The 25,911-nt window shown below is 71.6% G+C and carries 21 protein-coding genes, 1 tRNA gene and 1 pseudogene; 17 read left to right on the forward strand and 6 right to left on the reverse strand.

Annotated elements, in window-relative coordinates; translation table 11 throughout:
- The first annotated feature begins 2 nt into the window (after window positions 1–2).
- On the forward strand, window positions 3–404 hold the full coding sequence (locus ON759_RS12380; protein ID WP_271680700.1) for a zinc ribbon domain-containing protein: 402 nt from the start codon (window positions 3–5) through the stop codon (window positions 402–404).
- On the opposite strand, the gene ON759_RS12385 is transcribed toward ON759_RS12380, so the two are convergent.
- Window positions 358–831: a GNAT family N-acetyltransferase gene (locus tag ON759_RS12385; RefSeq protein ID WP_271680701.1), complete on the reverse strand. Its 474-nt coding sequence runs from the start codon at window positions 829–831 to the stop codon at window positions 358–360. The genes ON759_RS12380 and ON759_RS12385 overlap by 47 nt on opposite strands.
- Window positions 832–869: 38 nt before the next feature.
- Complete coding sequence (locus ON759_RS12390) at window positions 870–1,154, reverse strand: type II toxin-antitoxin system TacA family antitoxin (protein WP_271680702.1); 285 nt, start codon at window positions 1,152–1,154, stop codon at window positions 870–872.
- 306 nt (window positions 1,155–1,460) lie between these two features.
- Here ON759_RS12390 and thrA point away from each other — a divergent pair, with 306 nt between their 5' ends.
- The 10 genes from thrA (at window position 1,461) to ON759_RS12440 (ending at window position 11,942) form a co-directional block, all read left to right on the forward strand.
- Window positions 1,461–3,965 (forward strand): bifunctional aspartate kinase/homoserine dehydrogenase I, encoded by a 2,505-nt coding sequence (gene thrA, locus ON759_RS12395; RefSeq protein WP_271680703.1) that lies wholly within the window; start codon window positions 1,461–1,463, stop codon window positions 3,963–3,965.
- 8 nt (window positions 3,966–3,973) lie between these two features.
- Window positions 3,974–4,888, forward strand: coding sequence for a homoserine kinase (locus ON759_RS12400; RefSeq protein WP_271680704.1), 915 nt, complete (start codon window positions 3,974–3,976; stop codon window positions 4,886–4,888).
- Window positions 4,885–6,177: a threonine synthase gene (gene thrC, locus ON759_RS12405; RefSeq protein WP_271680705.1), complete on the forward strand. Its 1,293-nt coding sequence runs from the start codon at window positions 4,885–4,887 to the stop codon at window positions 6,175–6,177. Before ON759_RS12400 ends, thrC begins: the two co-directional genes overlap by 4 nt.
- Window positions 6,178–6,275: 98 nt before the next feature.
- Window positions 6,276–6,352, forward strand: a tRNA-Arg gene (locus tag ON759_RS12410).
- A 61-nt stretch (window positions 6,353–6,413) separates the two neighbouring features.
- Window positions 6,414–7,946 (forward strand): L-piperidine-6-carboxylate dehydrogenase, encoded by a 1,533-nt coding sequence (gene amaB, locus ON759_RS12415; RefSeq protein WP_271680706.1) that lies wholly within the window; start codon window positions 6,414–6,416, stop codon window positions 7,944–7,946.
- Window positions 7,947–7,955: 9 nt separating this feature from the next.
- On the forward strand, window positions 7,956–8,243 hold the full coding sequence (locus ON759_RS12420; protein ID WP_271680707.1) for a DUF4190 domain-containing protein: 288 nt from the start codon (window positions 7,956–7,958) through the stop codon (window positions 8,241–8,243).
- 4 nt (window positions 8,244–8,247) lie between these two features.
- Window positions 8,248–9,303 carry a quinone-dependent dihydroorotate dehydrogenase gene (locus ON759_RS12425; RefSeq protein ID WP_271680708.1) on the forward strand — a complete coding sequence of 352 codons (1,056 nt, stop codon included), beginning with the start codon at window positions 8,248–8,250 and terminating at the stop codon, window positions 9,301–9,303.
- A gap of 4 nt (window positions 9,304–9,307) precedes the next feature.
- Window positions 9,308–10,354 carry a UDP-N-acetylmuramate dehydrogenase gene (gene murB, locus ON759_RS12430; protein ID WP_271680709.1) on the forward strand — a complete coding sequence of 349 codons (1,047 nt, stop codon included), beginning with the start codon at window positions 9,308–9,310 and terminating at the stop codon, window positions 10,352–10,354.
- 44 nt (window positions 10,355–10,398) lie between these two features.
- On the forward strand, window positions 10,399–11,298 hold the full coding sequence (locus ON759_RS12435) for a DMT family transporter (RefSeq protein ID WP_271680722.1): 900 nt from the start codon (window positions 10,399–10,401) through the stop codon (window positions 11,296–11,298).
- Between the two features lie 74 nt (window positions 11,299–11,372).
- Window positions 11,373–11,942, forward strand: coding sequence for a hypothetical protein (locus ON759_RS12440; RefSeq protein WP_271680710.1), 570 nt, complete (start codon window positions 11,373–11,375; stop codon window positions 11,940–11,942).
- On the opposite strand, the gene ON759_RS12445 is transcribed toward ON759_RS12440, so the two are convergent.
- Window positions 11,912–14,671 carry a protein kinase domain-containing protein gene (locus ON759_RS12445; RefSeq protein WP_271680711.1) on the reverse strand — a complete coding sequence of 920 codons (2,760 nt, stop codon included), beginning with the start codon at window positions 14,669–14,671 and terminating at the stop codon, window positions 11,912–11,914. The two genes, ON759_RS12440 and ON759_RS12445, sit on opposite strands and share 31 nt — an antisense overlap.
- A 79-nt stretch (window positions 14,672–14,750) precedes the next feature.
- Here ON759_RS12445 and ON759_RS12450 point away from each other — a divergent pair, with 79 nt between their 5' ends.
- Window positions 14,751–15,641, forward strand: coding sequence for a GGDEF domain-containing protein (locus ON759_RS12450; protein ID WP_271680712.1), 891 nt, complete (start codon window positions 14,751–14,753; stop codon window positions 15,639–15,641).
- Here ON759_RS12450 and ON759_RS12455 read toward each other — a convergent pair.
- Together ON759_RS12455 and ispG are read right to left on the reverse strand one after the other, a co-directional pair.
- The gene (locus ON759_RS12455; RefSeq protein ID WP_271680713.1) at window positions 15,631–16,371 is read right to left on the reverse strand and encodes a phosphatase PAP2 family protein; all 741 of its coding nucleotides are present in this window, start codon (window positions 16,369–16,371) and stop codon (window positions 15,631–15,633) included. The two genes, ON759_RS12450 and ON759_RS12455, sit on opposite strands and share 11 nt — an antisense overlap.
- Complete coding sequence (gene ispG, locus ON759_RS12460) at window positions 16,334–17,617, reverse strand: flavodoxin-dependent (E)-4-hydroxy-3-methylbut-2-enyl-diphosphate synthase (protein ID WP_271680714.1); 1,284 nt, start codon at window positions 17,615–17,617, stop codon at window positions 16,334–16,336. Before ispG ends, ON759_RS12455 begins: the two co-directional genes overlap by 38 nt.
- Before the next feature lie 23 nt (window positions 17,618–17,640).
- On the opposite strand from ispG, the gene xseA reads away from it, so the two are divergent.
- The 3 genes from xseA to ON759_RS12475 all read left to right on the forward strand — a co-directional run bounded on the left by xseA (window position 17,641) and on the right by ON759_RS12475 (window position 22,186).
- On the forward strand, window positions 17,641–18,990 hold the full coding sequence (gene xseA / locus ON759_RS12465) for an exodeoxyribonuclease VII large subunit (protein ID WP_271680715.1): 1,350 nt from the start codon (window positions 17,641–17,643) through the stop codon (window positions 18,988–18,990).
- A gap of 8 nt (window positions 18,991–18,998) precedes the next feature.
- Window positions 18,999–20,426: an aldehyde dehydrogenase family protein gene (locus tag ON759_RS12470; protein WP_271680723.1), complete on the forward strand. Its 1,428-nt coding sequence runs from the start codon at window positions 18,999–19,001 to the stop codon at window positions 20,424–20,426.
- A gap of 62 nt (window positions 20,427–20,488) precedes the next feature.
- The gene (locus tag ON759_RS12475; protein ID WP_271680716.1) at window positions 20,489–22,186 is read left to right on the forward strand and encodes a vWA domain-containing protein; all 1,698 of its coding nucleotides are present in this window, start codon (window positions 20,489–20,491) and stop codon (window positions 22,184–22,186) included.
- Here ON759_RS12475 and ON759_RS12480 read toward each other — a convergent pair.
- Window positions 22,183–24,792: an EAL domain-containing protein gene (locus tag ON759_RS12480; protein WP_271680717.1), complete on the reverse strand. Its 2,610-nt coding sequence runs from the start codon at window positions 24,790–24,792 to the stop codon at window positions 22,183–22,185. The genes ON759_RS12475 and ON759_RS12480 overlap by 4 nt on opposite strands.
- 109 nt (window positions 24,793–24,901) lie before the next feature.
- Between ON759_RS12480 and ON759_RS12485 the strand changes: the two genes are divergently transcribed.
- Window positions 24,902–25,498 carry an RNA polymerase sigma factor gene (locus ON759_RS12485; RefSeq protein WP_271680718.1) on the forward strand — a complete coding sequence of 199 codons (597 nt, stop codon included), beginning with the start codon at window positions 24,902–24,904 and terminating at the stop codon, window positions 25,496–25,498.
- A pseudogene (locus ON759_RS12490) lies at window positions 25,495–25,911 on the forward strand (hypothetical protein); the annotation flags it as partial. The gene ON759_RS12485 and the pseudogene ON759_RS12490, both read left to right, overlap by 4 nt.

Below are 25,911 nucleotides of genomic sequence, written 5' to 3' on the forward strand. Positions count from 1 at the left end.
TGGTGAACTCGTTGGTACAGGAGGATACGACAGTGGCATTTTGCCGAAACTGCGGAAACAGAATCGATGAAGCTGCGCGTTACTGCCAGCACTGCGGGGGCCAGCAAGTCACCACCAAGCACAGCACTGCAATACCTGTCGTCCATCCCACCGCAAAGGACCCGGCAGTCGCCGTGCTGTTGAGCTTCGTGTGGTCGGGCGCAGGACAGGTCTATGCCGGTGCAACTTCACGAGGCATCTGGATGATCGTGATTGGCGCGATTCTGTTCTTGTGGTTGCTCGGATCGGCCGGGGCAGCCTTCATCTTCGCCTTTCCATTCTGGATCTGGTCGATGTTTGACGCACGCACCCAAACCATCAAGCAGAACCAGCGAGCGTCCTCGCCATCCGCCGCGCATCCTTGAGCAACAAGATCAGATGCCGCTCGCCCATCGGCAGCGGCTCGAAACCGAAGCGCCGATAGAACGCATCCGCCTCGCCATCCAGCGGTTGCGTCAGCATCGCGCGGATGCCTGCGTGTTCGGCAACGGCGATGGCACGATGGATGGCGTCCTGCAACAGACTGAACCCCAGACCACGCCGCTGGTAGTCCAGATCGACCGCAAGCCTCGCCAGGATGACCAGCGGTATCGGGTATTGCCCCATTCCCTTGCGCACCCTCTCAGGCGCATCGAGCGTGTCGATCTGGCCGACGGTCAGGCTGTAGTAGCCGACAACACGCGGGCCATCGCAGGAAACGAATGTGCGCGCCGAACCGCTTCCTTGCGCCTGATGCGCATGGCGCAGCAACCATTCGGTGAGGGTCGGCTTGCCGCAATCGAACACCTCCACCCGATGCGAGGCATCGAGCGGTTGAGGTGCCGTCAATCTCACTTTTCGGCCCAGACCGGACGGCGAGAGAACAGGTCCTTCAGTCCCGCGTTTTCGGATTCCGGGCGATCCAGCAGGTCCAGGATCGCCTGGTACTGGCTGCCGGACACCATGAACAGGCGCTGGTCGAGCAAGGTCTGCTCGGCCGCCTGATAGGCAGCGTCCAGGATGAAATCGGTCAGCGACTTGTGCGCGACGTCGGCCGCACGGCGCAGCACGGCTTCCTGTGCGGGGGTCGTGCGCAGCCCGAGGCGGGCTGAACGGGCCGCGGTGGCAGGCAACATGGCGGCGACTCCTGTTAGCGTACAATGGCGCACATGTTAGCACAAATGACGTACAAGCCATTGCGATCGACCCCCATCGACCAATCGGTTCCACCCGCAACCACCGCTTGACAGCCTTCGCTGCGCTGCAGCAGAGTCGGCCCATGTCCCGCATGACCACCACCACGACCATCACCGGTACCGGTACCACGCCGGTGCGGTCGGTCATGCCTGGATAACCTCCCAAGACCACCGCCCCGCACTCGACAGAGCGACGGGGCGACGATCCCCTCCCTGCCGGACGCGAGGCCCCACCCCGGAGCCCCGATGAACGCCGTACCCGTGCAGGACGCCGCAGACCCCTCCCGACACCCCGCCGACGTGCGCTGCCGCGCGCACAAGTTCGGCGGCAGCTCGCTGGCCGATGCCGCGCGCATCCGCCGGGTCGCCGAGCTGATGCTCGACGCGCCGGAGCCGGTGCAAGTGGTGGTGGCCTCGGCGATGCAGGGCGTGACCGACGCGCTCATCGCGCTGGCCGAGGCCGCGGCCAACGGCGCCGATTGGCGGCCCGGGCTGGACGCGCTGCGGCTGCGTCATCGCGAGGCCGCGCAGGCGCTGCTGGGCGACGACCCGGCGATGGACGCCTGGCTGGACGCGCAAGGCGCGCAGCTCGCCGAACTGCTGTCCGCCGTCGGCCTGCTCCGGCAGCCGGGGCGCGCCGCGCTGGAACGCATCCAGGGCATGGGCGAGGTGCTGTCGTCGCGCCTGCTGCAGGCGCACCTGCGCCAGCGCGGCGGCGACTACGCCTGGCTGGACGCACGCGAGGTCCTGCGCGTGCGCCACGGCGAGCTTGGGGCGATCGTCGACTGGGACGCCAGCGCCGCGCGCCTGGCGGACTGGCGACGCGCCCATCCGCAAGCGCGGGTAGTGGCCACCGGCTTCGTCGCCGGCGATGCGGACGGCCTGCCGACCGTGCTCGGCCGCAACGGCAGCGACTTTTCCGGCGCGATCTTCGCGGCCCTGTTCGAGGCCGGCGAGCTGCACATCTGGACCGACGTCGACGGCGTGCTGTCGGCCGATCCGCGGCTGGTGCCGGAGGCGGTCCCGCTGCCCGCGATGAGCTACCAGGAAGCCTGCGAGCTCGCCTATTTCGGCGCCAAGGTCATCCATCCGCAGACGATGACCCCGGCGATCGCGCGCGGCCTGCCGATCCTGATCCGCAACACGTTCAACCCCGGCTTCCCCGGCACCCGCATCGATGCCGAGGGCGATGCCGGCGGCCCGGTGAAGGGACTCACCCTCAACACCGGCCTGGCCCTGGTCAGCCTGGAGGGCGCCGGCCTGATCGGCGTGCCCGGCACCGCCGAGCGGGTATTTGCCGCGCTGCACGCGGCGCGGGTGTCGGTGGTGATGATTTCGCAGGGCAGCTCCGAACATTCGATCTGCTCGGTGGTGCGCGAGCTCGATGCCGATGCCGCCCGCGACGTGCTGCTGGACGCGTTCTCGCGCGAATTGCGCAGCGGGCAGGTCCAGGGCGTGCAGGTGGTGCCGGGCATCAGCGTGCTGGCCGCGGTGGGCGACGGCATGGCCGGCACGCCCGGCGTCGCGGCGCGGCTGTTCGACGCGCTGGCGCGGGCACGGGTGAACATCCGCGCGATCGCGCAGGGCGCCTCCGAGCGCAACATCTCGGTGGCGATCGCCGCCGCCGACCAGGCCCGCGCCCTGCGCGCGGCGCACGCGGCGTTCTGGCTGTCGCCGCAGACCATCGCGCTGGCGGTGATCGGCCCCGGCAAGGTCGGCGCCGCCCTGCTCGACCAGTTGCAGGAGGCGCTGCCGCGCCTGCGCCGCGATGCCAATATCGACCTGCGCCTGCGCGCCCTCGCGACCAGCGGGCGGATGTGGCTGTGCGAGCACCGCGACGCCGCCGAGTGGCGCACGCGCATGCAGGACGCGCCGGTCGCGACCGACCTCGCCGCGCTCGGCGCGCACCTGCTGGACAGCCACCTGCCGCATGCGGTGGTGGTCGATTGCAGCGCCAGCGACGCGGTCGCCGCGCACTATTCGGACTGGCTGGCCGCCGGCATCCACGTGATCACGCCGAACAAGCAGGCGGGCGCGGGCCCGCTGGCGCGCTACGAGGCGATCCGTGCCGCGCGCGCGCGCGGTGGCGCCCGCTTCCGCTACGAAGCGACGGTCGGGGCCGGCCTGCCGGTGATCTCCACCCTGCGCGACCTGCTCGACACCGGCGACGACCTGGTTGCGGTGGACGGCATCCTGTCCGGTACCCTTGCCTGGCTGTTCAACAAGTTCGACGGCAGCCGGCCGTTCTCCGAACTGGTGCGCGAGGCCCATGCGCTGGGCTACACCGAGCCCGACCCGCGCGACGACCTGTCCGGGACCGACGTCGCCCGCAAGCTGGTGATCCTGGCGCGCGAGGCCGGCTTGCCGGTGTCGCTCGCCGACGTGGAGGTGGAGAGCCTGGTGCCGGACGCGTTGCGCGATGCCGACCGCGACGGCTTCATGGCCGGCCTGCCGGCGATGGATGCGCCGATGCAGGCGCGGCTCGAGGCCGCGCGCGCGAACGGCTGCGTGCTGCGCTACGTGGCCCGCCTGCAGCGGGACGGCAGCGCCGGGGTTGCGCTGCGCGAATTGCCCGCCGACCATGCCTTTGCCCACCTGCGCCTGACGGACAACTGCGTGCAATTCACCACCCGCCGCTATCGCGACAACCCGCTGATCGTGCAGGGTCCGGGCGCCGGGCCGGAGGTCACCGCGGCCGGCGTGTTCTCCGACCTGCTGCGGCTGTGCGCCGCGCTGGGCGCGCGCCTGTGAGCGGCGACATGGCCAGCGCCTTCTCGCCGGGATCGGTCGGCAACGTGGGCGTCGGCTTCGACATCCTCGGCCATGCCATCGCCGGGATCGGCGACATCGCCCACGTGCGCCGCATCGACGAGCCGGTGGTGCGCATCGCCGCGATCCGCGGCACGGTCACCGACCTGCCGCTGCAACCCGAGCGCAACACCGCAGGCATGGCGCTGATCTCGCTGCGCCAGGTCGCCGGCGTGCCGTTCGGCTTCGAACTGAGCCTGGAGAAAGGCATTCCGCTGGGCTCCGGGCTGGGCGGCTCGGCGGCGTCCTGCGTGGCCGCGCTGGTTGCGGCGAACGCCCTGCTGGATGCGCCGCTCACACCGGAGGCGCTGTATCCCTGCGCGCTTGCCGGCGAAGTCGTGGCCAGCGGCGGCATCCACGGCGACAACGTGGGGCCGATGCTGCTCGGCGGGCTGGTGCTCGCCACCGCATCGCGGGTGACCCGGGTGCAGGTGCCCGCGGCGTGGCATGCCGCCGTCGTGCATCCGCACGCCGTGCTGGAAACCCGACGCGCGCGTGCCGCGCTGCAAGGCGATTACGCGTTGAAGGAGTTCGTCGCCCAGAGCGCCAACCTCGCGCAGGTCCTGCTGGGCTGCGAACGCGGCGATGCCGACCTGGTCCGAGCCGGCCTGCGTGACGTGCTGGTGGAACCGCGGCGCGCACCCTTGATCGCGGGCTTCGCCGCGGTCCAGCAGGCCGCGCTGGACACCGGCGCGATGGGCGCCAGCATTTCCGGCGCCGGACCCAGTGTGTTCGCCTGGTGCGAAACCGAGGCGCAGGCGCGCATCGCCGCGGAGGCGATGGCCGCGGCCTTCGCCGATGCCGGCTTCGGCAGCGATCGCCACCTCACCCCGATCGCCGCCCCCGCCGCAGGCCTGCTGCCATGAAGGCCCGCAGCACGCGTGGCGGCGCGCCGGCGACCACCGTCGCCGACGCCATCGCCGCCGGGCTCGCGCCCGATGGCGGCCTGTACATGCCGGACGACTGGCCGCGTCGCGCACCCGCCGAGTTCGACGACGACGCCAGCCTGCCCGCGGTCGCCACCCGCCTGCTTGCGCCGTTCTTCGCCGACGGCCCGCTGGCGGCGGCCCTGCCCGGCATCTGCAGCGATGCCCTGGCGATCGCCCCGCCCCTGCAGCCGTTCGGCGCCCCCGGCGACCACGTGCTCGAGCTGTTCCATGGCCCGACCGCGGCGTTCAAGGATTACGGCGCGGCCTTCCTCGCCGGTTGCCTGGCGGCACTCCCGCGCGGCGACACGCCGTTGACGATCGTGGTGGCCACCTCGGGCGACACCGGCGCCGCGGTCGCCGCCGCCTTCCACGGGCGTCCGGGCTTCCGCGTGGCGATCCTGTATCCGGACGGACGCGTGTCCCCGCGCCAGGCCCACCAGCTGGGCTGCTTTGGCGACAACATCCGCGCGTTCCGCGTCGACGGCAGCTTCGACGACTGCCAGCACATCGCGAAAGCCCTGCTCTCCGATGCCGCCTATCGCGCCGAGGTGCCGCTGGGTTCCGCCAACAGCATCAGCCTGGGCCGCTTGTTACCGCAGGCCGCGTATTACGCGCACGCCGCGTTGCGCCATTGGCGCGCGACCGGCCGCGCGCTGGGCTTCGTGGTGCCCACCGGCAACCTCGGCAATGCGCTGGCCTGCCTGCTCGCAAGGCGCATGGGGATGCCGATCGGCGGCATCGTGCTCGCCAGCAATGCCAACGACGTGCTGCCCGCGTTCTTCGCCGGCGGCGACTACACGCCGCGACCCAGCATCGCCACCCTCGCGAACGCGATGGACGTCGGCGCGCCGAGCAATTTCGAACGCCTGCAATGGCTGTATCCCGACGCGGGCGAACTGCGCAGCGTGCTGCGGGCCGAGGCGGTCGACGACGATGCGATCCGCGCCGCGGTGGTGCGCACGCAGGCGCGTCGGGGCTACGTGGCCTGCCCGCATACCGCCTGCGCCGCCGAGGTCCTCGACCACCTCCGCGCACGCGGCGAACCGGGCGACTGGGCGGTGGTGGCCACCGCGCATCCGGCCAAGTTCCCCGAAGTGGTGGAGCCGCTGCTGGGCCACCCGGTCGCCACCCCGCCCGCGCTGGCGGCGATGCTGGCGCGGCCCAGCCACGCGGAGGCCATGGCGAACGACGCCGACGCGCTGCGCGACCGCCTGCGGATGTGGTGAAGCAGGCCGGGCGATCTGCGAAAATGTCATCGGCGATTCGCCAGATCGTTCGTCGGATTGGCCGAGTCGCGGCGCTGCTGCGATAATCGCGGGCTTGTGGCCCCGTAGCTCAGCTGGATAGAGCGGTCCCCTCCTAAGGGACAGGTCGTGCGTTCGAATCGCGCCGGGGTCGCCACCTCGCCACCGTATCCCGCGCCTCGCGCCCGCCGCGTCGCGCCCAACGCCCGGAGCCGTCCATGTCCCATCCCGTCCTCACCGCACTCGGCCTGCAGGCCGTCGAATCCGGCACTTACCTCGGCAATGGCGAATGGTCGAAGACCCATGACGCCGGCGTGCTGGAGCCGGTCAACCCGACCACCGGCGAGGTGCTGGGCCGCGTGCATGCGTCGAGCAAGGCCGACTACGACCTCCTCGTCGAGCGCGCCCAGGCCGCGTTCAAGGTGTGGCGCACGACCCCGGCCCCGCGCCGCGGCGAGGCGATCCGCCTGTGCGCCGATGCGCTGCGCGCGCACAAGGACGCGCTGGGTTCGCTGGTCGCGCTGGAGATGGGCAAGTCGAAGCCGGAAGGCGACGGCGAAGTGCAGGAAATGATCGACATCGGCGAGTTCGCCGTCGGCCTGTCGCGCCAGTTGTACGGCCTGACCATGCACTCCGAGCGCCCCGGCCACCGCATGTACGAGCAGTGGCACCCGATCGGCCTGGTCGGGATCATCAGCGCATTCAACTTCCCGGTCGCGGTCTGGGCCTGGAACAGCTTCGTCGCGGCGGTGTGCGGCGACATCAGCATCTGGAAGCCGTCGCCGAAGACCCCGCTGTCGGCCATCGCCTCGATGAAGATCTGCAACGAAGCGCTGAAGAAGGCCGGCTTCCCGGACATCTTCTTCCTGTTCAACGACGCCGGCACCGAGCTGGCATCGGAGTTCGTGGACGACAAGCGCATCCCGCTGGTCAGCTTCACCGGCAGCACCAAGGTCGGGCGCATGGTCGGCGAGCGTTGCGCGCGCCGCATGGGCCGCTCGCTGCTGGAACTGGGCGGCAACAACGCGATCATCGTCGACGAGACCGCGGACCTGAAGCTGGCGATCCCGGCGATCGTGTTCGGCGCGGTGGGCACCGCCGGCCAGCGCTGCACCACCACCCGCCGCCTGATCGTGCACGAATCGATCTACGCCGACGTGCTGGCCAAGCTGGTCACCGCCTACAAGCAGGTGGAGAAGAAGATCGGCGACCCCACCGACCCGGCCAACCTGATGGGCCCGCTCAACAGCAAGGACGGCGTGGACGCCTACCTCGACGCCATCGCCCAGGCCAAGGCCGCGGGCGGCACGGTGGAGACCGGCGGCGAAGCGATCGACCGCCCGGGCAACTTCGTGCTGCCGGCGATCGTGACCGGCCTCGGCAACGACGCCGCGATCGTCCAGCACGAGACCTTCGCGCCGATCCTGTACGTCATGAAGTACAAGGAACTGGACGAGGCCATCGAGATGCAGAACGCGGTCCCGCAGGGCCTGAGCTCGTCGATCTTCACCACCAACCTCAAGCGCGCCGAGGCCTTCCTGGCCGCCAGCGGCAGCGACTGCGGCATCGCCAACGTCAACATCGGCACCAGCGGCGCGGAGATCGGCGGCGCCTTCGGTGGCGAAAAGGAGACCGGCGGCGGCCGCGAGTCGGGCTCGGATGCGTGGAAGGCCTACATGCGCCGGCAAACGAATACCATCAACTATTCCGACGCGCTGCCGCTGGCCCAGGGCATCAAGTTCGACCTCTGAGGAACGCCGATGAACGCCACCCTCCGCCAGACCAGCAGCCTCGCCGTGGTCAGCCTCGTCGCCGGCATCCTCGGCTGGACCCTGCTGCCATTCCTGGGCAGCGTGGCGGCGGTGGTCACCGGGCACATGGCGCGCAGCGAGATCCGCCGCGCGCCGGAGCGCCTGGAGGGCGACGGCCTGGCGATCGCCGGCCTGGTGCTGGGCTACCTGTCGATCGCGATGGCGGTGCTGCTGGTGTTCGCGATCTTCCTGTTCTTCGGTGGGCTGGCCGCGTTCCTCGCCTTCGCCGGCCGCTGACGCCTTGTACGGACTCGCGCGCCCGCTGCTGTTCGCCCTGGACGCCGAGCGCGCGCACGGCCTGGGGCTGGCATCGCTGGAGGCCGCCTACCGCAGCGGCCTGAACCCGCTGGTCGGCGCGGCGCCGAAGCCGTTGCCGACCAAGGCGTTGGGCCTTGCCTTCCCGAACCCGGTGGGACTGGCGGCGGGGCTGGACAAGAACGGCGCGCACATCGACGCGCTGCTCGCGCTGGGCTTCGGCTTCGTCGAGGTCGGCACGGTCACCCCGCGCCCGCAACCGGGCAACCCGAAACCGCGCATGTTCCGCCTGCCGCGGCAGGAGGCGGTGATCAACCGGCTCGGCTTCAACAACGACGGCGTCGACGCCCTGGTGCGCAACGTCGAGCGCGCGCGCCGGCGCAACGGCCTGCTGGGCATCAACATCGGCAGGAACAAGGACACGCCCAACGAGTCCGCCGAGGACGACTACCTGCACTGCCTGCGCAAGGTGTATCCGCTGGCCGACTACGTCACCGTCAACATCTCCTCGCCCAACACCGCCGGCCTGCGCGAGCTGCAGGAGGAACAGGCGCTGCGCCGGCTGGTGTCGGTGCTGCGCGAGGCGCAGGAGGCGCTGGCGGGCGTGCACGGCAAGCGCGTGCCGATGCTGGTCAAGATCGCCCCGGACCTGTCCGAGAGCGACATCGATGCCGCCGGCCGGGTGCTCGGCGACCTGCAGGTGGATGGCGTGATCGCGACCAACACCACCATCGCCCGCGAAGGCGTGGAGGGCGCACGCCATGCCGAGGAAGTGGGCGGCCTGTCCGGCGCGCCGCTGATGGCGAAGTCGACCTCGGTGCTGCGCATGCTGCGCACGCGCCTGCCGGAGGCGATCCCGCTGGTCGGGGTGGGCGGCATCCTGCACGGCGCCGACGCCGCGACCAAGCAGGCCGCGGGCGCCACCCTGGTGCAGCTCTACACCGGCCTGGTCTACCGCGGCCCGGCACTGGTCGGCGAATGCGTCGAGGCCCTGCGCCGGCGCAAGGAAGCCCCCAGCCGCGGCACCATCCCGCCGGTCTGAGCCGATGCCGGGCACGGGCTACCGCATCGTCGAACGCGCGCGGCTCGACGCCCGCAACACCTTCGGCGTGGCCGCGACCGCGCCGCTGCTGGTGGAAGCGACCGACGCCGCCGCCCTGCCCGAGCTGTTCGGCTACGCGATGCTGCGCGAGGGCCCGGTGCTGGTCCTCGGCGGCGGCAGCAACCTGCTGTTCGCGGGAGATCCCACGGGCGTGGTGCTGTCGCTGGCGACGCGCGGGATCGCACTGCTCGCCGACGACGGCCGCGACGCCGTGGTCCGCGCCGACGCCGGCGTGGGCTGGCACGACCTGGTGCTGTGGACGCTGGGCCACGGCCTGTGCGGCCTGGAGAACCTCGCGCTGATCCCGGGCACGGTGGGCGCCGCGCCGATCCAGAACATCGGCGCCTACGGCGTCGAGGTGCGAGACTGCATCCATGCGGTCGAGGCCTACGATCGCGAGCACGGCCGCTTCATCCGCCTTGATGCCGCCGACTGCGGCTTCGCCTACCGCGACTCGCGCTTCAAGCAGGCGCCGGACGCGCACGTGGTCACCGCGGTCGAATTCGCGCTGTCGCGCACGTTCGAGCCGCGCCTGGGCTATGCCGGCATCGACGAGGAATTGCAGGCGATGGGGATCGATGGCGCGCCGCGCGCCAGCCAGGTCGCCGAAGCGGTGATCCGCATCCGCCGCCGCAAGCTGCCGGACCCGGCCGTGCTCGGCAATGCCGGCAGCTTCTTCAAGAATCCGATCGTCCCGGCCCCGCAGGCCGAGGCGCTGGCCGGCGCGCATCCCGGCATGCCGCTGTTCCGTGGCGCCGGCGACGACACCCGCAAGCTGTCCGCGGCCTGGCTGATCGACCAGTGCGGCTGGAAGGGCCAGCGCGACGGCGACGCCGGGGTGGCCGCCTCGCACGCGCTGGTGCTGGTCAACCATGGCCATGCGAGCGGCGCCCAGCTGCTCGGCCTGGCGCGGCGGATCGCCGCCTCGGTGCAGGCTCGCTTCGGCGTGGCCATCGAACCCGAACCGCGCATCGTCGGCGACGCGTGGTGAGCGCCGGCCCCGCGGCCAACCTGCAGTTGCGCGCCGCGGGCCTGATGCTGGCCAGCACCGTCGCGTTCGGGCTGATGGCGATCTGCATCCGCCTGGCCTCGCGGACCGAGCCGGTCGCCGAGATCGCGTTCTTCCGCAACCTGTTCGGCCTGCTCGCCCTGCTGCCGCTGCTGCTGTGGCCGGCGATGCGCGCGGGCGCGCCGGGCGCGCACCTGCGCGGCGTGCTGCGCACCACCCAGCTGCGCCGCTATTTCATCCGCTGCCTGATCGGCGTGGTCAGCATGTGGATGGGCTTCTGGGCGATCGCCCACCTGCCCCTCGCCCAAGCCGTGTCGCTGGCCTATTCCTCGCCGATCTTCGTCACCGTCGCCGCGGTGCTGCTGCTCGGCGAACGGGTGCGGCTGCGGCGCTGGTTGGCGGTCATCGCCGGATTCATCGGTGTGCTGGTGATCGTGCGGCCGTGGTCGCATGCCTTCACCGCGGCGTCGCTGGTCGCGGTGGCCGCGGCGGTGATCACCGCCATCGTTGCGATCCAGATCAAGCAGCTCTCGCGCGAAGACGGCTCGGACACCATCGTGCTGTGGACCTACCTGTTCTGGGTGCCGATGTCGCTGCCCGCGGCGCTGTGGTTCTGGCATCCCCCGCAGGGCATGGCCTGGCTGTGGCTGGTGCTGTCGGGCGTGCTCGGCACCTTCGGCCAGTTGCTGTGGACGCGGGCGCTCAAGCTCGGCGAGGTCTCGGCGCTGACCCCGATCAGCTTCGTGCAACTGGTGATCGTCACCCTCGCCGGCTGGCTGTGGTTCGACGAGGCCATCGACCGCTGGACGATGGTCGGCGCCGGCATCATCTTCGCCGCCACCGCCTACATCGCCCACCGAGAGGCGATGCTGGCCCGGCAGCACCGCAGCAACGCGCCCAGCGAGGCGGTGGAGCCGGGGACCTGAGGCCCTGCCGGTCGGCACGGGCGGATCGCCGTCGCGCGTGCTATCCCTGCGCCAGTCCCGACCTGGATGCCGCCATGCGCCCCGCCCTCCTGCTCGCCGCCCTGCTCTCGTTGCCGGCCACGACCTACGCCCAATCCGCGCCGCCGACGCCCGACCACCCGGTCGCCACCAGCGCGCCCGCCGCGGCGGAGGCCGACGTCGAGAGCATCGACGCCATCCTCGGTGCGCTGTATGCCGTCATCTCGGGGCCGGTCGGCCAGGCGCGCGACTGGAACCGGCTGCGTTCGCTGTTCATCCCGGGCGCGCGGATGATGCCGATCGGCGAGCGCGCCGACGGCAGCGTCGGCATCCGCCTGCTGGCAGTGAACGACTATGTCGCCCTGTCCGGCCCGCTGCTGGTCGAACGCGGCTTCCGCGAACGCGAGCTGGCCCGGCGTACCGAACGCTTCGGCCACCTCGCGCAGGTGTTCAGCACCTACGAGGGCACGGTCGCCGCGGGCGGCGCGCCGATCCGCGGCATCAACAGCATCCAGCTGATGCACGACGGGCGCCGCTGGTGGATCGTGTCGCTCGCATGGGCGCCGGAAACCGCCTCGCAGCCGTTGCCGCAGGCCTACCTGCCCGCCGACGCCGCCACCCGCTGAGCCGCCGCGGCGCGCGCTTCCTCGCGTTCGGTCTGCTCGATGTCGCGGCGCTTCGCCGCGCGCGCCTCGTCGAGCGATCCGGGGTCCGCCCGCAACAAGGGCAGCACGAAGCGCTGGCGGATCGCGTCCGCCTCGCGGGTCGCGTCCCGCGCGCGCAGGGCGCCCTCCAGTTGCCAGGCCGCATCGACCGTCCGCGCGTCCGCAGCGCCGAAGGCGGCGGCACGCAGGTCCAGCAGGGTCCGCCAGGATGCGACCTCCAGCGCGCCATCGCCGAGGTCGGCGGCGTCCTGGGCACGGATGTCGTAGCCCATGTGCACCTGCGGATGCTTGTCGCCGAGCACCTCCCGGGCCAGCGGCAGGACCCGCGCCAGCAGGTCCAGCGAGGCCCGCGACTGTCCGGCCTGATGCAGGGTGGCGGCCAGGTTGAGTTCGATGAACAGGGTGTCCGGATGGCGTGCGCCGAGCAGCCGCAGGCGCGCGTCCACCACCTCGCGCTGCAGCGCGATGGCCGCATCGAAGCGCTGCATCCGCGCATGCACGGTGGCCAGGTTCAGGCGGGCGCGCAGGGTCTGCGGATGGGCCGCCCCCAGCACGCGCATGCGGGCCTCCAGCACCGACTGGGCGATCGGCAGGGCTTCCTCCAGCTGGCCGCTGTCGGTCAGCATCGAGGCGAGGTTGCCGCGTTCGCCCAGGGTGTGCGGATGCTCGGCGCCGAGCCGTCGGGTCTGGATCCGCACCAGCCCGCGCTGCAGCGTGACCGCGCCAACCTTGTCGCCGGTCATGATCCGCATCACCGCCAGGTTGTGCAGCGACGACAGCGTGTCGGCGTGCGCCTCGCCCAGCACCTGCGTGCGCAACGGCACCAGCCCTTCCAGCAGGCGCCTTCCCGCTTCGGGCTCGCCCATCCGGCCGAGCAGGATCGCGAGGTTGTTGGTGATGTCCATCGTCGCCGGGTCGCGTTCGCCGCGCAGCTCCAGCGCATCCGCGCGCAGTCGCTCGAGCGAGGCGCGCGCGCGCGCGCGATCGCCCAGCGCGGCCACCGCATCGGCTTCGAGCAGGCGCAGGCGCAGCCGCAACGGATCGGCCGGCGCCAGCTGGGCGCCTGCCGCCAGGGTCGCCTGCGCCAGGGCCAGCGCGGACTTGGCATCCGCCGCCTCCAGCAACGCAGAGGCCTGCTGCTGGCGCGCTCGCAGGGTCGCGGGATCGCGCGGGCCGAGCGAGCGCGTGCGCGCCTCGGCGACGCGTGCGAACTCGGCGGCGGCCTCGGCGGGCAAGCCCAAGGCCTGGCGAACGCGCGCCACCGACTCGCGGAGATCCGCCGCCAGCAGCGGTTGGCCCGCGAAATCGCGGTCGATCGCACGCCCCGCACCGGCCAGGATGTCGTGGTCGACCAACCCGCGCGCGACGTCGGCCGGGCTGGCATGCGCCAGCCCCTGCTCGAACCCGGCCAGGTCGCCGGGCTTGGCCGCCGCCACCTGGCGGCGCAGCGCGTCCGCCATGCCCACGCCCATCGATTCGATGTCGATGCCCTCCAACATCGACTGCTGGAACGCCGCGACCTGCTCCAGTTGCGCGCTGCGCTGCTCGGCCACCGCACGCTGGGTGCGCGCCTGCAACAGGCCGTAGACGGACAGGCCCAACCCGCCGAGCAGGGCCAGCAAGGCGACGCTCGCGGCGAGCATGCCCGCGCGGTGGCGTTGCGCGAACTTGCGCAGCAGGTAACGGCGGGTGGCCGGCACGGCCTGCAACGGACGCGCATCCAGGAAACGCTGCAGGTCGTCCGCCAGCGCCGCCGCGGATGCGTAGCGCGCGTTGCGGTCGTGGCGCATGGCCTTGGCCACCACCCAGTCCAGTTCGCCGCGCAGGGTCCGGCGCATCCGCGCCAACGGCTGGCCCAGCGCATGCGCCAGGCGCCCGGCCTCGTCCGGCGGCAAGGTCGCCAGTTGCTCGGACGGCAGGCGCAGCGTGCGCGCCTGGTCGGTGACCGTCTCGCCGGCCGACAGCGGCCGATGTCCGATCAGCAGTTCGCTGAGGACCACGCCGAGCGCGTACACGTCGCTGCGGGTATCCACCAGCGCTTGGTCGCCGGCGGCCTGCTCGGGGCTCATGTAGGCCGGCGTGCCGGCGACCTCGCGGCCCTCGGTCAGGCTGCTGGCGGTGGCGATGCCGAAGTCGATGATCCGCGGCAGCGCGCGCCCGTCGACCTCGTCGACCAGCAGGTTGGCCGGCTTGAGGTCGCGATGGATCACGCCCTTCTGGTGCGCGTGCTGCACGCCTTCGCAGATCCGCACCAGTAATGCGATGCGTTGCGGCAGCGGCACCGCGTGCGCCTCGCAAAAGCGCGTGACGGGGCTGCCCTCGATGAACTCCATCGCGAAGAACGGATGGCCTTCGGCGGTGGTGCCGGCATCGTAGACCTGGGCGATCGCCGGATGTCGCATCTGCGCGAGCAACTGGCGTTCGACCTCGAAGTAGGCCAGGTGCCGCGCATCGAGCGTCTGCGCGCGCAAGACCTTGAGCGCCACCGTCCTGCGCACGGGTTCGAGCTGCTCGGCGCGGTAGACCTCGCCCATCCCGCCCTGCCCGACCAGGGCATCGATGCGGTAACGACCGATGCGCATGCCCGGCGCCAGCAACGCGGCGGCGCCATCGCCATCCGGGCCCACGGCACGCGTGCGCGTCTCGAGCAGTGCGGTCCGTTCCTGGTCGTCCTGCCGGTCCTGTCCCATGCGCCCCCCTTGGCCGGATTCTACGTGCCCACCATCGCGCCACGCGCTATACACTGGCCCCGGTAGTCCGCGAGCGCCCATGGAATCCCCGTACGACACCACCCAACGCACGCTGCACAGCCCCGGCCCGCTGCGGCCAGCGCGGCGCTCGGCCTGCGTGGTCGTGATCCATGGCGAGGGCCTGGGGCGGCGCGCGGACATCGGCGACGCGCCGGTGTTGGTCGGCCGCTCGAGCGAAGCCGACCTGGTCATCGCCCACCAGAGCGTGTCGCGCGCCCATTGCCGCATCTGGCGGACCGATGACGCCTACCGCATCGCCGACCTCGGGGCGACCAACACCACCCGCCTGAACGACGCCAAGCTGCACGGCGAACGCGAGCTGGTCGACGGCGACCAAGTCACGGTCGGCGAGAGCATCCTCAAGTTCATCAGCCAGGACAGCGTGGAGGCGAGCTACCACGAGGAGATCTACCAGCTCGCCACCCACGACGCGCTCACCGAGTTGTGCAACCGCCGGCATTTCGCCGAACTGGCGGACAAGGAGATCGCGCGCGCGATTCGCCACGGGCGTCCGTTGTCGCTGTGCATCCTGGACGTCGACCTGTTCAAGCCAATCAACGACCGCCATGGCCACATCCGGGGCGACGAGGTCCTGCGCCAGGTCGCCGCGGTCCTGCGCCGGCATGCGCGCAACGACGACGTCGCCGCGCGGATCGGCGGCGAAGAGTTCGCGCTGTTGCTGCCCGAGTGCACGGCCGCCGATGCGGCCCTGCTTGCGGACCGCCTGCGCGAGGCGGTCGCAGGCACCCTGTTCGCGCCGGGCGGCGAGGCGCAACGGATCACCGTGAGCATCGGCGTGGCCGCGCTGGCGCCGCAGCGCGACACCCGCCCGGCCCTGATGGCCGCGGCGGACGCCGCCCTTTACCGCGCCAAGAGCGAAGGCCGCAACCGCGTGCGCGTCAGCGACTGACCGCCGTCTCCCGCCAGGGTCGCAATCCGCGGAACACCAGCAGGTAGCAGGTGACCGCCCACGCGCTGGCGGCGCACCATCCCGCGAGGATGTCCGAGGGATAGTGCACGCCGAGGTAAATGCGCGACATGCCCACCAGCACCACGAACGCCACCGCGGCGACGCCGACCGGAAGCCGCCAGCGCGTGCGCCAGGCCAGCAGCACCGCCACCCAGGCCAGGGTCATCGAACCCATCGCGTGGCCGCTCGGGAAGCTGTAGGTCGCCTCCGGCGCGATCGACGCCCACAGCGACGGACGCTCCCGCGCGAACCACTGCTTGGTCGCGAGGTTGAGCAGCGCCGAGCCTCCCAGCGCGAGGCCGGCGAACAACCCCTCCCGCTTCCAGCGCTTCAGCCCCAGCCAGGCGACCAGCGCCAGGTCGACGGGCACCACGCCCCATTCGTAGCCTAGGGCGGAGACCGCCACGAACAAGCGATCGAAGCCGTGCGTGGCCAGATCGCGCGCGAACAGCAGCAGCGGCGCATCGAATGCGAACGCTTCGCCTTCATGCAGCTCCGCGGCCAGTGCGCCGAAGCCCCATAGCGGCAGCAGCAGGCCCGCGAACAGCAGCAGGAGCCGTCGCCAGCGTTCGCGCAGGAACCCCAGGCCGAAGCGCGCGTCCTCGCGGAGCGCGGCGGCGGCCTCCGCAGGCTCATGCGGTAGGCGGTGCCCCGAATTTCCGTTCGACATAGGCGTCGATCAACCCGATGAATTCGCTGGCGATGTTCGCACCACGCAGGGTGACGGACCTTTCACCATCGATGAACACCGGCGCGGCCGGCGCCTCGCCCGTCCCCGGCAGGCTGATCCCGATGTTGGCGTGGCGCGATTCGCCGGGCCCGTTCACCACGCAGCCCATCACCGCCAGGGTCAGGTTCTCGGCGCCCGGGCGGGTGATCTTCCACTCCGGCATCTTGGCGCGGACATGCTCCTGCACCACCTTCGCGAGTTCCTGGAAGAACTCCGAGGTGGTGCGGCCACAGCCCGGGCAAGCGGTGACCATCGGGGTGAAGGCGCGCAGGCCCATGGTCTGCAGCAGCTCCTGCGCCACCACCACTTCCTGCGTGCGTGGCGCGCCGGGCTCCGGCGTGAGCGAGACGCGGATGGTGTCGCCGATGCCTTCCTGCAGCAGCACGGCCAGCGCGGCGCTGGAAGCCACGATGCCCTTGCTGCCGATGCCGGCCTCGGTGAGGCCGAGGTGCAGCGCGAAATCGCTGCGCGCGGCGAGGTCGCGGTACACCGCCACCAGCTCCTGCACGCCGCTCACCTTGGCGCTCAACACGATCCGCTCCCGCGGCAGGCCCAGCTCGACCGCGCGTTCGGCGGAATCCAGCGCGGAGCGGATCAGCGCCTCGCGCAGCACCCGGCTGGCGTCCCACGGCACCGCGCGTTCGTGGTTCTCGTCCATGAGGCGCGCAGCCAGGGCCTGGTCCAGCGAGCCCCAGTTGGCCCCGATCCGCACCGGCTTGCCGTGGCGGATGGCGAACTCGATGAGTTGCGCGAACTGGGTGTCCTTCTTCTTGCCGAAGCCGACGTTGCCGGGGTTGATCCGGTACTTGGCCAGTGCCTCGGCGCAGGCCGGCTCGGCGGCCAGCAGCTGGTGCCCGTTGTAGTGGAAGTCGCCGATCAGCGGCACCGACACGCCCATCATCGCCAGCTTGTCGCGGATGCGCGGGATCGCCGCGGCCGATTCCGGGTTGTTGACGGTCAGGCGCACCAGCTCCGAGCCGGCGCGCCAGAGCTCGGCGACCTGCTTCACGCTGGCGGCGATGTCGGCGGTGTCGGTATTGGTCATCGACTGCACCACCACCGGCGCGGCGCCGCCGACCATGACCCCGCCGATGGCGACCTGGCGGGTGGCGCGGCGCGGCGCGGAGCCGAAGCGCCCCTGGTCGTCGGCGGGGGATGGATCGGCGGGAATGGACGCGTTGCTCATGGCGCGTAGTTTAGTCTGCGCACATGCCAGAGCCGTCATCCGCGCACGTCCTCAGCCCCAGCCAGCTGAACACGCTGGCGCGCGACCTGCTGGAGGGCAGCTTCCCGCTGGTGCTGGTGGAGGGCGAAATCGGCAACCTGTCGCGGCCGGCCTCCGGGCACCTCTACTTCACCCTCAAGGACGCCCGCGCGCAGGTGCGCTGCGCCCTGTTCCGGCCGAAGAGCCAGTGGCTCTCGTTCGTACCGCGCGAGGGGCTGAAGGTGGTCGCCCGTGGCCGGCTGACCCTGTACGAGGCGCGCGGCGACTACCAGCTGGTCTGCGATGGCCTGGAGGACGCCGGCGAGGGCGCGCTGCGCCGGGCCTTCGAGCAACTCAAGGCCAGGCTGGAGGGCGAAGGCCTGTTCGATGCCGCGCGCAAGCGCCCCCTGCCCGCCCACGTGCGCCGCCTCGGCGTGCTGACCTCGCCCTCCGGCGCGGTGGTCCGCGACATCCTCAGCGTGCTCCGGCGCCGTTTCCCACTGGTCGAGGTGGATGTGCTGCCGGTCCCGGTGCAGGGCGACGGCGCGGCGGCCCAGCTCCGCGCGATGCTGCAACGGGCCGCCGACAGCGGCCGCTACGACGTGCTGGTGCTGGCCCGCGGCGGCGGATCGCTGGAAGACCTGTGGGCGTTCAACGACGAGGCGCTGGCGCGCGCGATCGCGACCTCGCCGGTGCCGGTGGTGTCCGCAGTCGGCCACGAGACCGATTTCACCCTCGCCGACTTCGCCGCCGACCTGCGCACACCCACGCCCTCCGCCGCCGCCGAGTTGCTGGTCCCCGACCGCGCCCACCTGGCCGCGCGGCTGCAGGCGCTGCACCGACAACTCGACGGCATCGTCGCGCAGGCCGCGCGCCAGCGCGCGCAGCGCGTCGACCACGCCTTCCTGCGGCTGCAGGCCTTGCGGCCGCAAGCGCGGCTGGCCGCACTGCGGCAACGCGCGATGCAGGCCCGCCTGCGCCTGGACAGTGCGCTGCGGCATCGCATGCAGGGCGAACGCGCGCGCCTCGGCCATGCCGAGGCCGTGCTGCGCGCCACCCACCCGCGGCGGCGCATCGAGCGCCTGCGCGAACGCCTGCTCGCGCTCCGCGGGCAGCCGCAGACACTGCTCGCCCACCAGCTGCGCCACCACGCGTTGCAGTTGCGCGGGCTGGCCAGGTCGCTACACGCGATCAGCCCGCTGGCGACGGTGGCGCGCGGCTACGCGATCCTGCAGGACGCGCAAGGCCGCGTGGTCCGTGGCATCGACGCGGTCGCCGCCGGCGATCGCCTGCAGGCGCGCCTGCATGACGGCCGCCTCGACCTGCGCGTGGAAGGCAAGGAGCCCGAGGCATGACATCGACCCTGAAGCGCAAGCGCTGGCCCTACTACCTCGCCAACCGCCCGGTGCAGGCGGACACCGCGCTGGAGGTCGTCGACAAGTTCAGCGGCGAGCGCGTGGCGCGCTGCGCATTCGCGGACGCGGAGGCGATCGACGCCGCCATCGCCGCGGCCCACGGTGCGCGGGCCGCGATGGCCGCCTTCCCGCCGGATGCGCGCCGCGCCGTGCTGGAACACTGCGTCGCCCGTTTCCGGGCCCGCAGCGAGGAACTCGCGCTGGCGCTGTGCATCGAGGCCGGCAAACCGATCCGCGACGCCCGCGGCGAAGTGACCCGGCTGATCGACACCTTCCGCATCGCTGCCGACGAGTCGGTGCGGATCGGCGGCGAAGTGCTGGAGCTCGCGATCTCGCCGCGCACCCGCGGCTACCGCGGCATGACCAGGCGCGTGCCGATCGGCGCCTGCAGCTTCATCACCCCGTTCAACTTCCCGCTCAACCTGGTCGCGCACAAGGTCGCCCCGGCGATCGCCGCGGGCTGCCCGTTCGTGCTCAAGCCCGCCGCGAAGACCCCGCTGGGCGCGCTGATCATCGGCGAAGTGCTGGCCGAAACCGACCTGCCGGCCGGTGCGTTCTCGATCCTGCCCTGCAGCAACGAGGACGCCGCGGCGCTCGCCGAGGACGAACGCATCGCATTGCTGAGCTTCACCGGGGGGCTGGTGGGCTGGGACCTCAAGGCCCGCGCCGGGCGCAAGAAGGTGACCCTGGAACTCGGCGGCAACGCCGCCTGCATCGTGGATGCCGATCCGGGCCGGCCGTTGGCCGAGGTGGTCGAGCGCCTGGTGTTCGGCGCCTACTACCAGAGCGGGCAGAGCTGCATCAGCGTGCAGCGGATCCTGGTCCATCGCGACCACCACGACGCGCTGGCGAAGCAGCTCGCGGCCGCGGTCAGGAAGCTCAAGGCCGGCGACCCGCGCGACGAGGCCACCTTCATCGGCCCGGTGATCGACGAAGACGCGGCCAAGCGCATCGATGGCTGGATCGATGCCGCGATCGCCGGTGGCGCGACCGCGCTGGTTCGCGGCAAGCGTCGCGGCAACATGCTCCCCGCCGCCCTGCTGCGCGACGTACCGCGCGACGCCGACCTGCAGCGCAAGGAAGCGTTCGGGCCGGTCGCCTGCCTGGAGGCCTTCGACGATTTCGACGATGCGCTGGCGCGGGTCAACGACAGCGACTTCGGCCTGCAGGCCGGCGTGTTCACCGGCAGCATCGCCCATGCGATGCGCGCCTGGGACCGGCTCGAGGTCGGCGGCGTGGTGGTCGGCGACGTGCCGAGCTTCCGCGTCGACAACATGCCCTACGGCGGGGTCAAGCACTCCGGCCTCGGCCGGGAAGGCGTGCGCTGGGCGATCCACGACATGACCGAGGAGCGCCTGTTGGTGCTGCGCGACTGAGGCGCAACCCCGTTCGCCAGGCTGGTGCGTTCACCGAGGCGTCCACGCCACGGGAGACACCCATGCAACGCCAGTTCCTCGCCGCCGCCATCCTCGTCGCGCTCGCCGCCTGCAGCACCACCGCGCCACCCGAGGCGGCGGACGCCGACGCGTCCGCGTCCATCGCCGTCGGCGCCTCGCCCGCGCCCCCGCCTCCCCCGGTCGCCGCCGCGGAAGCCGCCACGCTGGACACGGTGTCCGTCGCCGCGCCGCGGATGGCCGCGCGCATGGTCGCGCCGATGCCGACCGCGCCAGCCGGATTCGCACCGGTCGAGAACACCGAACGCTACGAACATCGCGACGACAACCCGGTGCGCCGGACCAGGGAGCAGCCGGTCTCCACCTTCTCGATCGACGTCGACACCGGCAGCTACGCCAACGTGCGGCGGATGCTGCGGCAAGGCGTGCGCCCGCCGGCGGACGCGGTGCGCGCCGAGGAATTCCTGAACTACTTCGACTACGCGCATCCGGCGCCGGCCACCCGCGAACAACCGTTCCGGGTGACCACCGAACTCGCGCCCGCGCCGTGGAATGCGAAGCGCCAGCTGCTGATGATCGGCATCAAGGGCTACGACGTGCCCAAGGCGACCCTGCCGCCCGCCAACCTGGTGCTGCTGATCGACACCTCCGGCTCGATGGACGCACCCGGCAAGCTGCCGCTGCTCAAGCAGGCGTTCGCCCAACTGGTCCCGCACCTGCGCGCGCAGGACCGCGTCTCCATCGTGGTCTATGCCGGCTCGGCCGGGCTGGTGCTGCCACCGACGCCGGGCGATCGCCACGGCGAGATCCTCGCCGCGCTGGCACAGCTTGAAGCCGGCGGCAGCACCAATGGCGGCGAAGGCATCCAGCTGGCGTATGCGATGGCGAAGCAGTCGTTCGTCAAGGGTGGCGTGAACCGGGTGATCCTGGCCACGGACGGCGATTTCAACGTCGGCATCAGCAACCAGCAGGCGTTGGAGACCCTGGTCGGCGACCAGCGCGCGTCCGGGGTGGCGCTGAGCACGCTCGGCTTCGGCGACGGCAACTACAACGATGCGATGGCCGAGCGCCTGGCCGACGTCGGCGACGGCAACCATGCCTACATCGACAGCCTGCAGGAAGCGCGCAAGGTGCTGGTCGAGGAAATGCAGGCGACCCTGCTGACCATCGCCCGCGACGTGAAGGTCCAGGTCGAGTTCAACCCGGCGCAGGTCGCCGAGTACCGCCTGATCGGCTACGAGAACCGCGCGCTCAGGAACGAGGATTTCGCCAAAGACAAGGTCGATGCGGGCGACATCGGCGCCGGCCACCAGGTGACCGCGCTGTACGAGCTCACCCCGGTCGGCAGCGGCGCGGACCGGCTGCCGCCGCTGCGCTATGCCGGCACGCCCGCTTCGCCCACGCAAGTGCGACGCGACGCGCGCGGCGAGGAGATCGCGCACCTGCGGCTGCGCTACAAGTTGCCGCAGGGCAGCGCCAGCCGGCTGGTCGAGGCACCGATCCGCCGCGACCAGTTGCAGGCCGCGCCGGGCGAATCGCTGCGCTTCGCGGCCGCGGTCGCCGGCTTCGCCGATGCGCTGCGCGGCGGCATGCGGATGGACGGCTGGTCGCTGGACGCGATCGCGGCGCTGGCGCGCGGGGCGCGCGGCGAAGACCGCGGGGGCCAGCGCGCCGAGTTCGTGCAACTGGTGGACGCGGTGCGCGGGATGCAGGCCACGCCGACCACCGCGGTGGCGGACTAGCGCGCCAGGGGCTCCGGGCGCCCGTACAGGAAGCCTTGCGCATACGTGCATTGCAGGTCCAGCAGGTGCGCCCGCTGGGCCTCGCTTTCCACGCCTTCGGCGATGATCTCGATGCCGAGGCTGTCTGCCAGCGCGATGATCGCGCGCACCACCGCGAGGCTTTCGCTACGGGCTTCGCCGCCCAGGTCGGACACGAAGCTGCGGTCGATCTTCAGCGCGGCGATCGGGAACCGGTGGAGGTAGGACAGGGCGGAGAAGCCGGTGCCGAAATCGTCGAGCTGGGCGAGCACGCCGCGCTCGCGCAGCAGGCCCAGGGTGCGGCTCACCCGCGGGGCGTCCTCGAGCAAGGCGACTTCGGTGATCTCGATGCGCAGGCGGGATGGCGCGACCCCGGCCTCGTCGAGCAATGACAGCAACCGCTGCCCGAACCCCGGCGCGCGGAAGTGCCGCGGCGAGACGTTGATCGCGACGTAACCGTCCTCGAGTCCATGCGCCATGCAGGCGATCACCCGCGCGTAGACCAGCCAGTCGACCTGCTCGATCAACCCGCTGTCCTCGCCGACGTCGAGGAATTCGTCCGGCGCCAGCAAGCCGCGGGTCTCGTGGCGCCAACGCAGCAGGGCCTCATGGCCGACCACCGCGCCGTCGCGCATCCGCACGATCGGCTGGAAGTGCGGCTCGAACGCATCCGCGTTGATCGCGCGCCGCAGGTCCGCCTCCAGGTCCAGTGCCCGCACCACCTGCGCGCGCATCTGTTCGTCGAACAGCATGCAGCGGTCGCGACCCTCGCCCTTCGCCCGGTACATCGCGGCATCGGCGTCGCGCAGCATGTCCTCGCCGCTGCCGTAACGCGGGTGCCACATCGCGATGCCGATGCTGGCGGTGGGGAACAGTTCGCGGCCGGCGATCCAGACCGGCGCGCCAAGCGCGGCCAGCACCCGCCGCCCGAGGTCCTCCGCCATCGACGGACCATCGAGGCGCTCGGCGAGGATGGCGAACTCGTCGCCACCGAGGCGGGCCACCATGTCGCTCGCCCGCACCGTGCCCACGATCCTGCGCGCCGCCTCGACCAGCAACTCGTCGCCGACCACATGGCCCACGCTGTCGTTGATCAGCTTGAAGCGGTCGAGGTCCAGGAACAGCACGGCGAAGCAGGCTTCGCCGTCACCGCGCGCGGCCGCCACCGCATGCCCCAGGCGTTCCAGCAAGCGGGCGCGGTTGGGCAAGCCGGTCAATGCATCGTGGCTTGCCTGGTACGTCAGCTTGCGCTCGGCGCGCATGCGCTCGCCGATCTGCTCCATGAGTTCCGCATTGGCCTCGGCCAGTTCGCGGGTGCGTTCGCTGACGCGCTGCTCCAGCCCGGCATGCGCCTGCACCAGGCGATCCTGGGCCTGCTTGCGCGCCAGTCCGTTGGCGATGTGGAAGGCGACGAAGGTCAACAGCTCCTGGTCGCGCCCGCTGAAGCTGATCTCGGCGGCATAGCTCTGCACGGCCAGCACGCCGACGACCCGGTCGCCGCGGTGCAGCGGCACCCCCAACCAGCAATGCGCCAGCGCGCCCCGGCTCTGCACGCGGCCGGATGCCTCAAGCGCGCGGATCCGCGCGCGGTCGGCGAGCAGAGGCTTGCCGCTGCGCAGGACGTACTCGGTGAGCCCCTTGCCGACCTCGCGCGCCTCGCGCAGGGTGTCCCGCTCGTCGACCGAATACGGGAACTCCAGCATCGTGCCGTCGTCGCTCAGCATCGCAATGTAGAAGTTGCGCGCGTAGAGCAGCCCGCCGACGACCTTGTGGATCTCGGCGTAGAACTGCTCCAGCGTGGCGCTCGCGATCGAGAGTTCGGCAATCCGGAACAGCGCGCGCTGCACCTCCTGCGCCCGCTGCCGCTCGAGCACTTCCGCCTGCAGGTCCAGGTTGGCCTGCTTGAGTTCGCGCGTTCGCGCCTCGACCCGCTGTTCCAGCCGCTCGCGCGCGGTGTGACGGTCGAGTGCGGCCAGGATGTGCTGCGCCACGTAGGCCAGCAGCGCCCGGTCGTCGTCGGAATACACCGACGGGCGTTCATAGCTTTGGACCACGATGCCGCCGACCACGCGCCCCTCGCGCAGCATCGGCACGCCCAGCCAATCGGCGCTGTCGGGCCCGTTTTCGCGGTCCCAGGGGATGCCGCTTTGCTCGCGTAGCAGGGTCGAGGGCCCCATCATCGGCTCGCCCCGGCGCAGCAGCGTGAGGGTCAGGCTGTTCTCGCCCTCCGCCACCGGGATGTCGGCATCGGGGTCGTTGACATAGGGATCGTGCTGGTCGACGAAGTACAGGAACCGGACCGCCTCGTGTTCGCCTTCGTAGAGCGCGATGTAGCAGTTCTCCGCGTACATCAGTTCGCCAATGATGGCGTGGATCCGCCGCAACATGTCCTGGGTGTCCAGGTCGCCGGCCGAGACGTCCGCGATTTCGTAGAGCGCCTGTTGCAGGCGTTCCGACCGCTGCAGAGCCTGGATGCGCCGTTCCGCTGCCTCCAGTTGCGCCCGCAGCTGCGCACGCTCGACCGCGTCGCGATCTTCGGACGTCCCAGGGGTGTTGCTCGGCGCTGGCACGGCTTCCACCCCGTTCATGCACGTGAGCATACTGCGGACCACGCGGTCCGGCGCAGGAACCGGCAACCCCGCCGCAGTCGTTCGCGCGTTGGCCTTGGGCATGGCCGTTCGATCCGCAGCCCAGCGCATGTCGCCCTTCCCCGCCCCGCCCCGCGGCCTTAGGCTGGCGGGCGTGGACCCGGCGGATGCCAGCGACGAAGACCTGATGCGCGCCTACGCGGCGGGCGATGCCGTCGCCTTCGAGGTCCTCTACGCCCGCCACCGCCTGAAGTTGTACCGCTACCTGCTGCGCCGCTTGCGCGACAATGCCCTCGCCGACGAACTGTTTCAGGACGTCTGGCAACGGGTGATCGCCGCACGCGCCGGTTGGACCCCGGAAGCCGGCTTCGCCACCTGGCTGTACACCATCGCCCACCACCGGCTGGGCGATCACTGGCGCGCGCTCAAGCATCGCCCGCCGCCGCCCGAGGACGCCGACCTGCGCACCGCCCGCCTTGCCGATCCCGACACGCCGGAGCGCGTATTGTCCGAGTTCGAGCGCCGGCGCGAGCTGCAGCTGGCGCTGGACGACCTGCCCGTGGAACAACGCGAGGTCCTGCTGTTGCGGCTGGAACAGGAACTGACGCTGGAGGAGATCGGCGACGTGACCGGGGTCGGGCGCGAGACGGTGAAGTCGCGCCTGCGCTACGCGATGGACAAGCTCCGCGCGAGGCTGCCGGCATGATCCGCCAGCCGCGCCCGCCGCTGGATGCCGAGGAACAGGCCGTTGCGGCCGGCCTGCCGCGCCTGCATGGCCGAACCGAGCCCGGCCCGGCACTGGATGCGCGCATCCTCGGCGCGGCCCGGGCCGCGATCGCGACTCCGGCCCCAGCCCCGAAACGCCCCCCGGTGCGGCAACGGCGCTGGATCCTGCCCACCAGCGTCGCGGCCACGGTCGCGATCGCGGCCGGCCTGACCTGGCAGCTGCGCCCGCCGGCGACCCAGCCGGCGTCCGCGCCCGCCGCGGCGTCCGCACCGGCTGCCGACGCCGACGGCGCGATGCACGTGCGCATGATCGAGCGTCCGATGGTCGCGCCACCGCCTCCGCCGCCCCCGCTGGCCGACGTCGCGCCGGCCCGCCGTGCCGCCCCCGCGCCC

It is taken from the genome of Thermomonas mangrovi (genome assembly GCF_028201335.1).
Classification (GTDB): domain Bacteria; phylum Pseudomonadota; class Gammaproteobacteria; order Xanthomonadales; family Xanthomonadaceae; genus Thermomonas; species Thermomonas mangrovi.

Excerpts from the sequence above, each read along its gene's own strand:
- xseA (WP_271680715.1), top strand. The coding sequence starts at position 17,641 with ATGCCAGAGCCGTCATCCGCGCACGTCCTCAGCCCCAGCCAGCTGAAC.
- ON759_RS12440 (WP_271680710.1), top strand. The coding sequence starts at position 11,373 with ATGCGCCCCGCCCTCCTGCTCGCCGCCCTGCTCTCGTTGCCGGCCACG.
- ON759_RS12390 (WP_271680702.1), bottom strand. The coding sequence starts at position 1,154 with ATGTTGCCTGCCACCGCGGCCCGTTCAGCCCGCCTCGGGCTGCGCACG.
- thrC (WP_271680705.1), top strand. The coding sequence starts at position 4,885 with ATGAAGGCCCGCAGCACGCGTGGCGGCGCGCCGGCGACCACCGTCGCC.
- ON759_RS12485 (WP_271680718.1), top strand. The coding sequence starts at position 24,902 with ATGTCGCCCTTCCCCGCCCCGCCCCGCGGCCTTAGGCTGGCGGGCGTG.
- ON759_RS12445 (WP_271680711.1), bottom strand. The coding sequence starts at position 14,671 with ATGGGACAGGACCGGCAGGACGACCAGGAACGGACCGCACTGCTCGAG.
- ON759_RS12455 (WP_271680713.1), bottom strand. The coding sequence starts at position 16,371 with ATGTCGAACGGAAATTCGGGGCACCGCCTACCGCATGAGCCTGCGGAG.
- ON759_RS12450 (WP_271680712.1), top strand. The coding sequence starts at position 14,751 with ATGGAATCCCCGTACGACACCACCCAACGCACGCTGCACAGCCCCGGC.
- thrA (WP_271680703.1), top strand. The coding sequence starts at position 1,461 with ATGAACGCCGTACCCGTGCAGGACGCCGCAGACCCCTCCCGACACCCC.
- ON759_RS12480 (WP_271680717.1), bottom strand. The coding sequence starts at position 24,792 with ATGAACGGGGTGGAAGCCGTGCCAGCGCCGAGCAACACCCCTGGGACG.
- ON759_RS12435 (WP_271680722.1), top strand. The coding sequence starts at position 10,399 with ATGCTGGCCAGCACCGTCGCGTTCGGGCTGATGGCGATCTGCATCCGC.
- ON759_RS12420 (WP_271680707.1), top strand. The coding sequence starts at position 7,956 with ATGAACGCCACCCTCCGCCAGACCAGCAGCCTCGCCGTGGTCAGCCTC.
- murB (WP_271680709.1), top strand. The coding sequence starts at position 9,308 with ATGCCGGGCACGGGCTACCGCATCGTCGAACGCGCGCGGCTCGACGCC.
- ON759_RS12475 (WP_271680716.1), top strand. The coding sequence starts at position 20,489 with ATGCAACGCCAGTTCCTCGCCGCCGCCATCCTCGTCGCGCTCGCCGCC.
- ON759_RS12400 (WP_271680704.1), top strand. The coding sequence starts at position 3,974 with ATGGCCAGCGCCTTCTCGCCGGGATCGGTCGGCAACGTGGGCGTCGGC.
- amaB (WP_271680706.1), top strand. The coding sequence starts at position 6,414 with ATGTCCCATCCCGTCCTCACCGCACTCGGCCTGCAGGCCGTCGAATCC.
- ispG (WP_271680714.1), bottom strand. The coding sequence starts at position 17,617 with ATGAGCAACGCGTCCATTCCCGCCGATCCATCCCCCGCCGACGACCAG.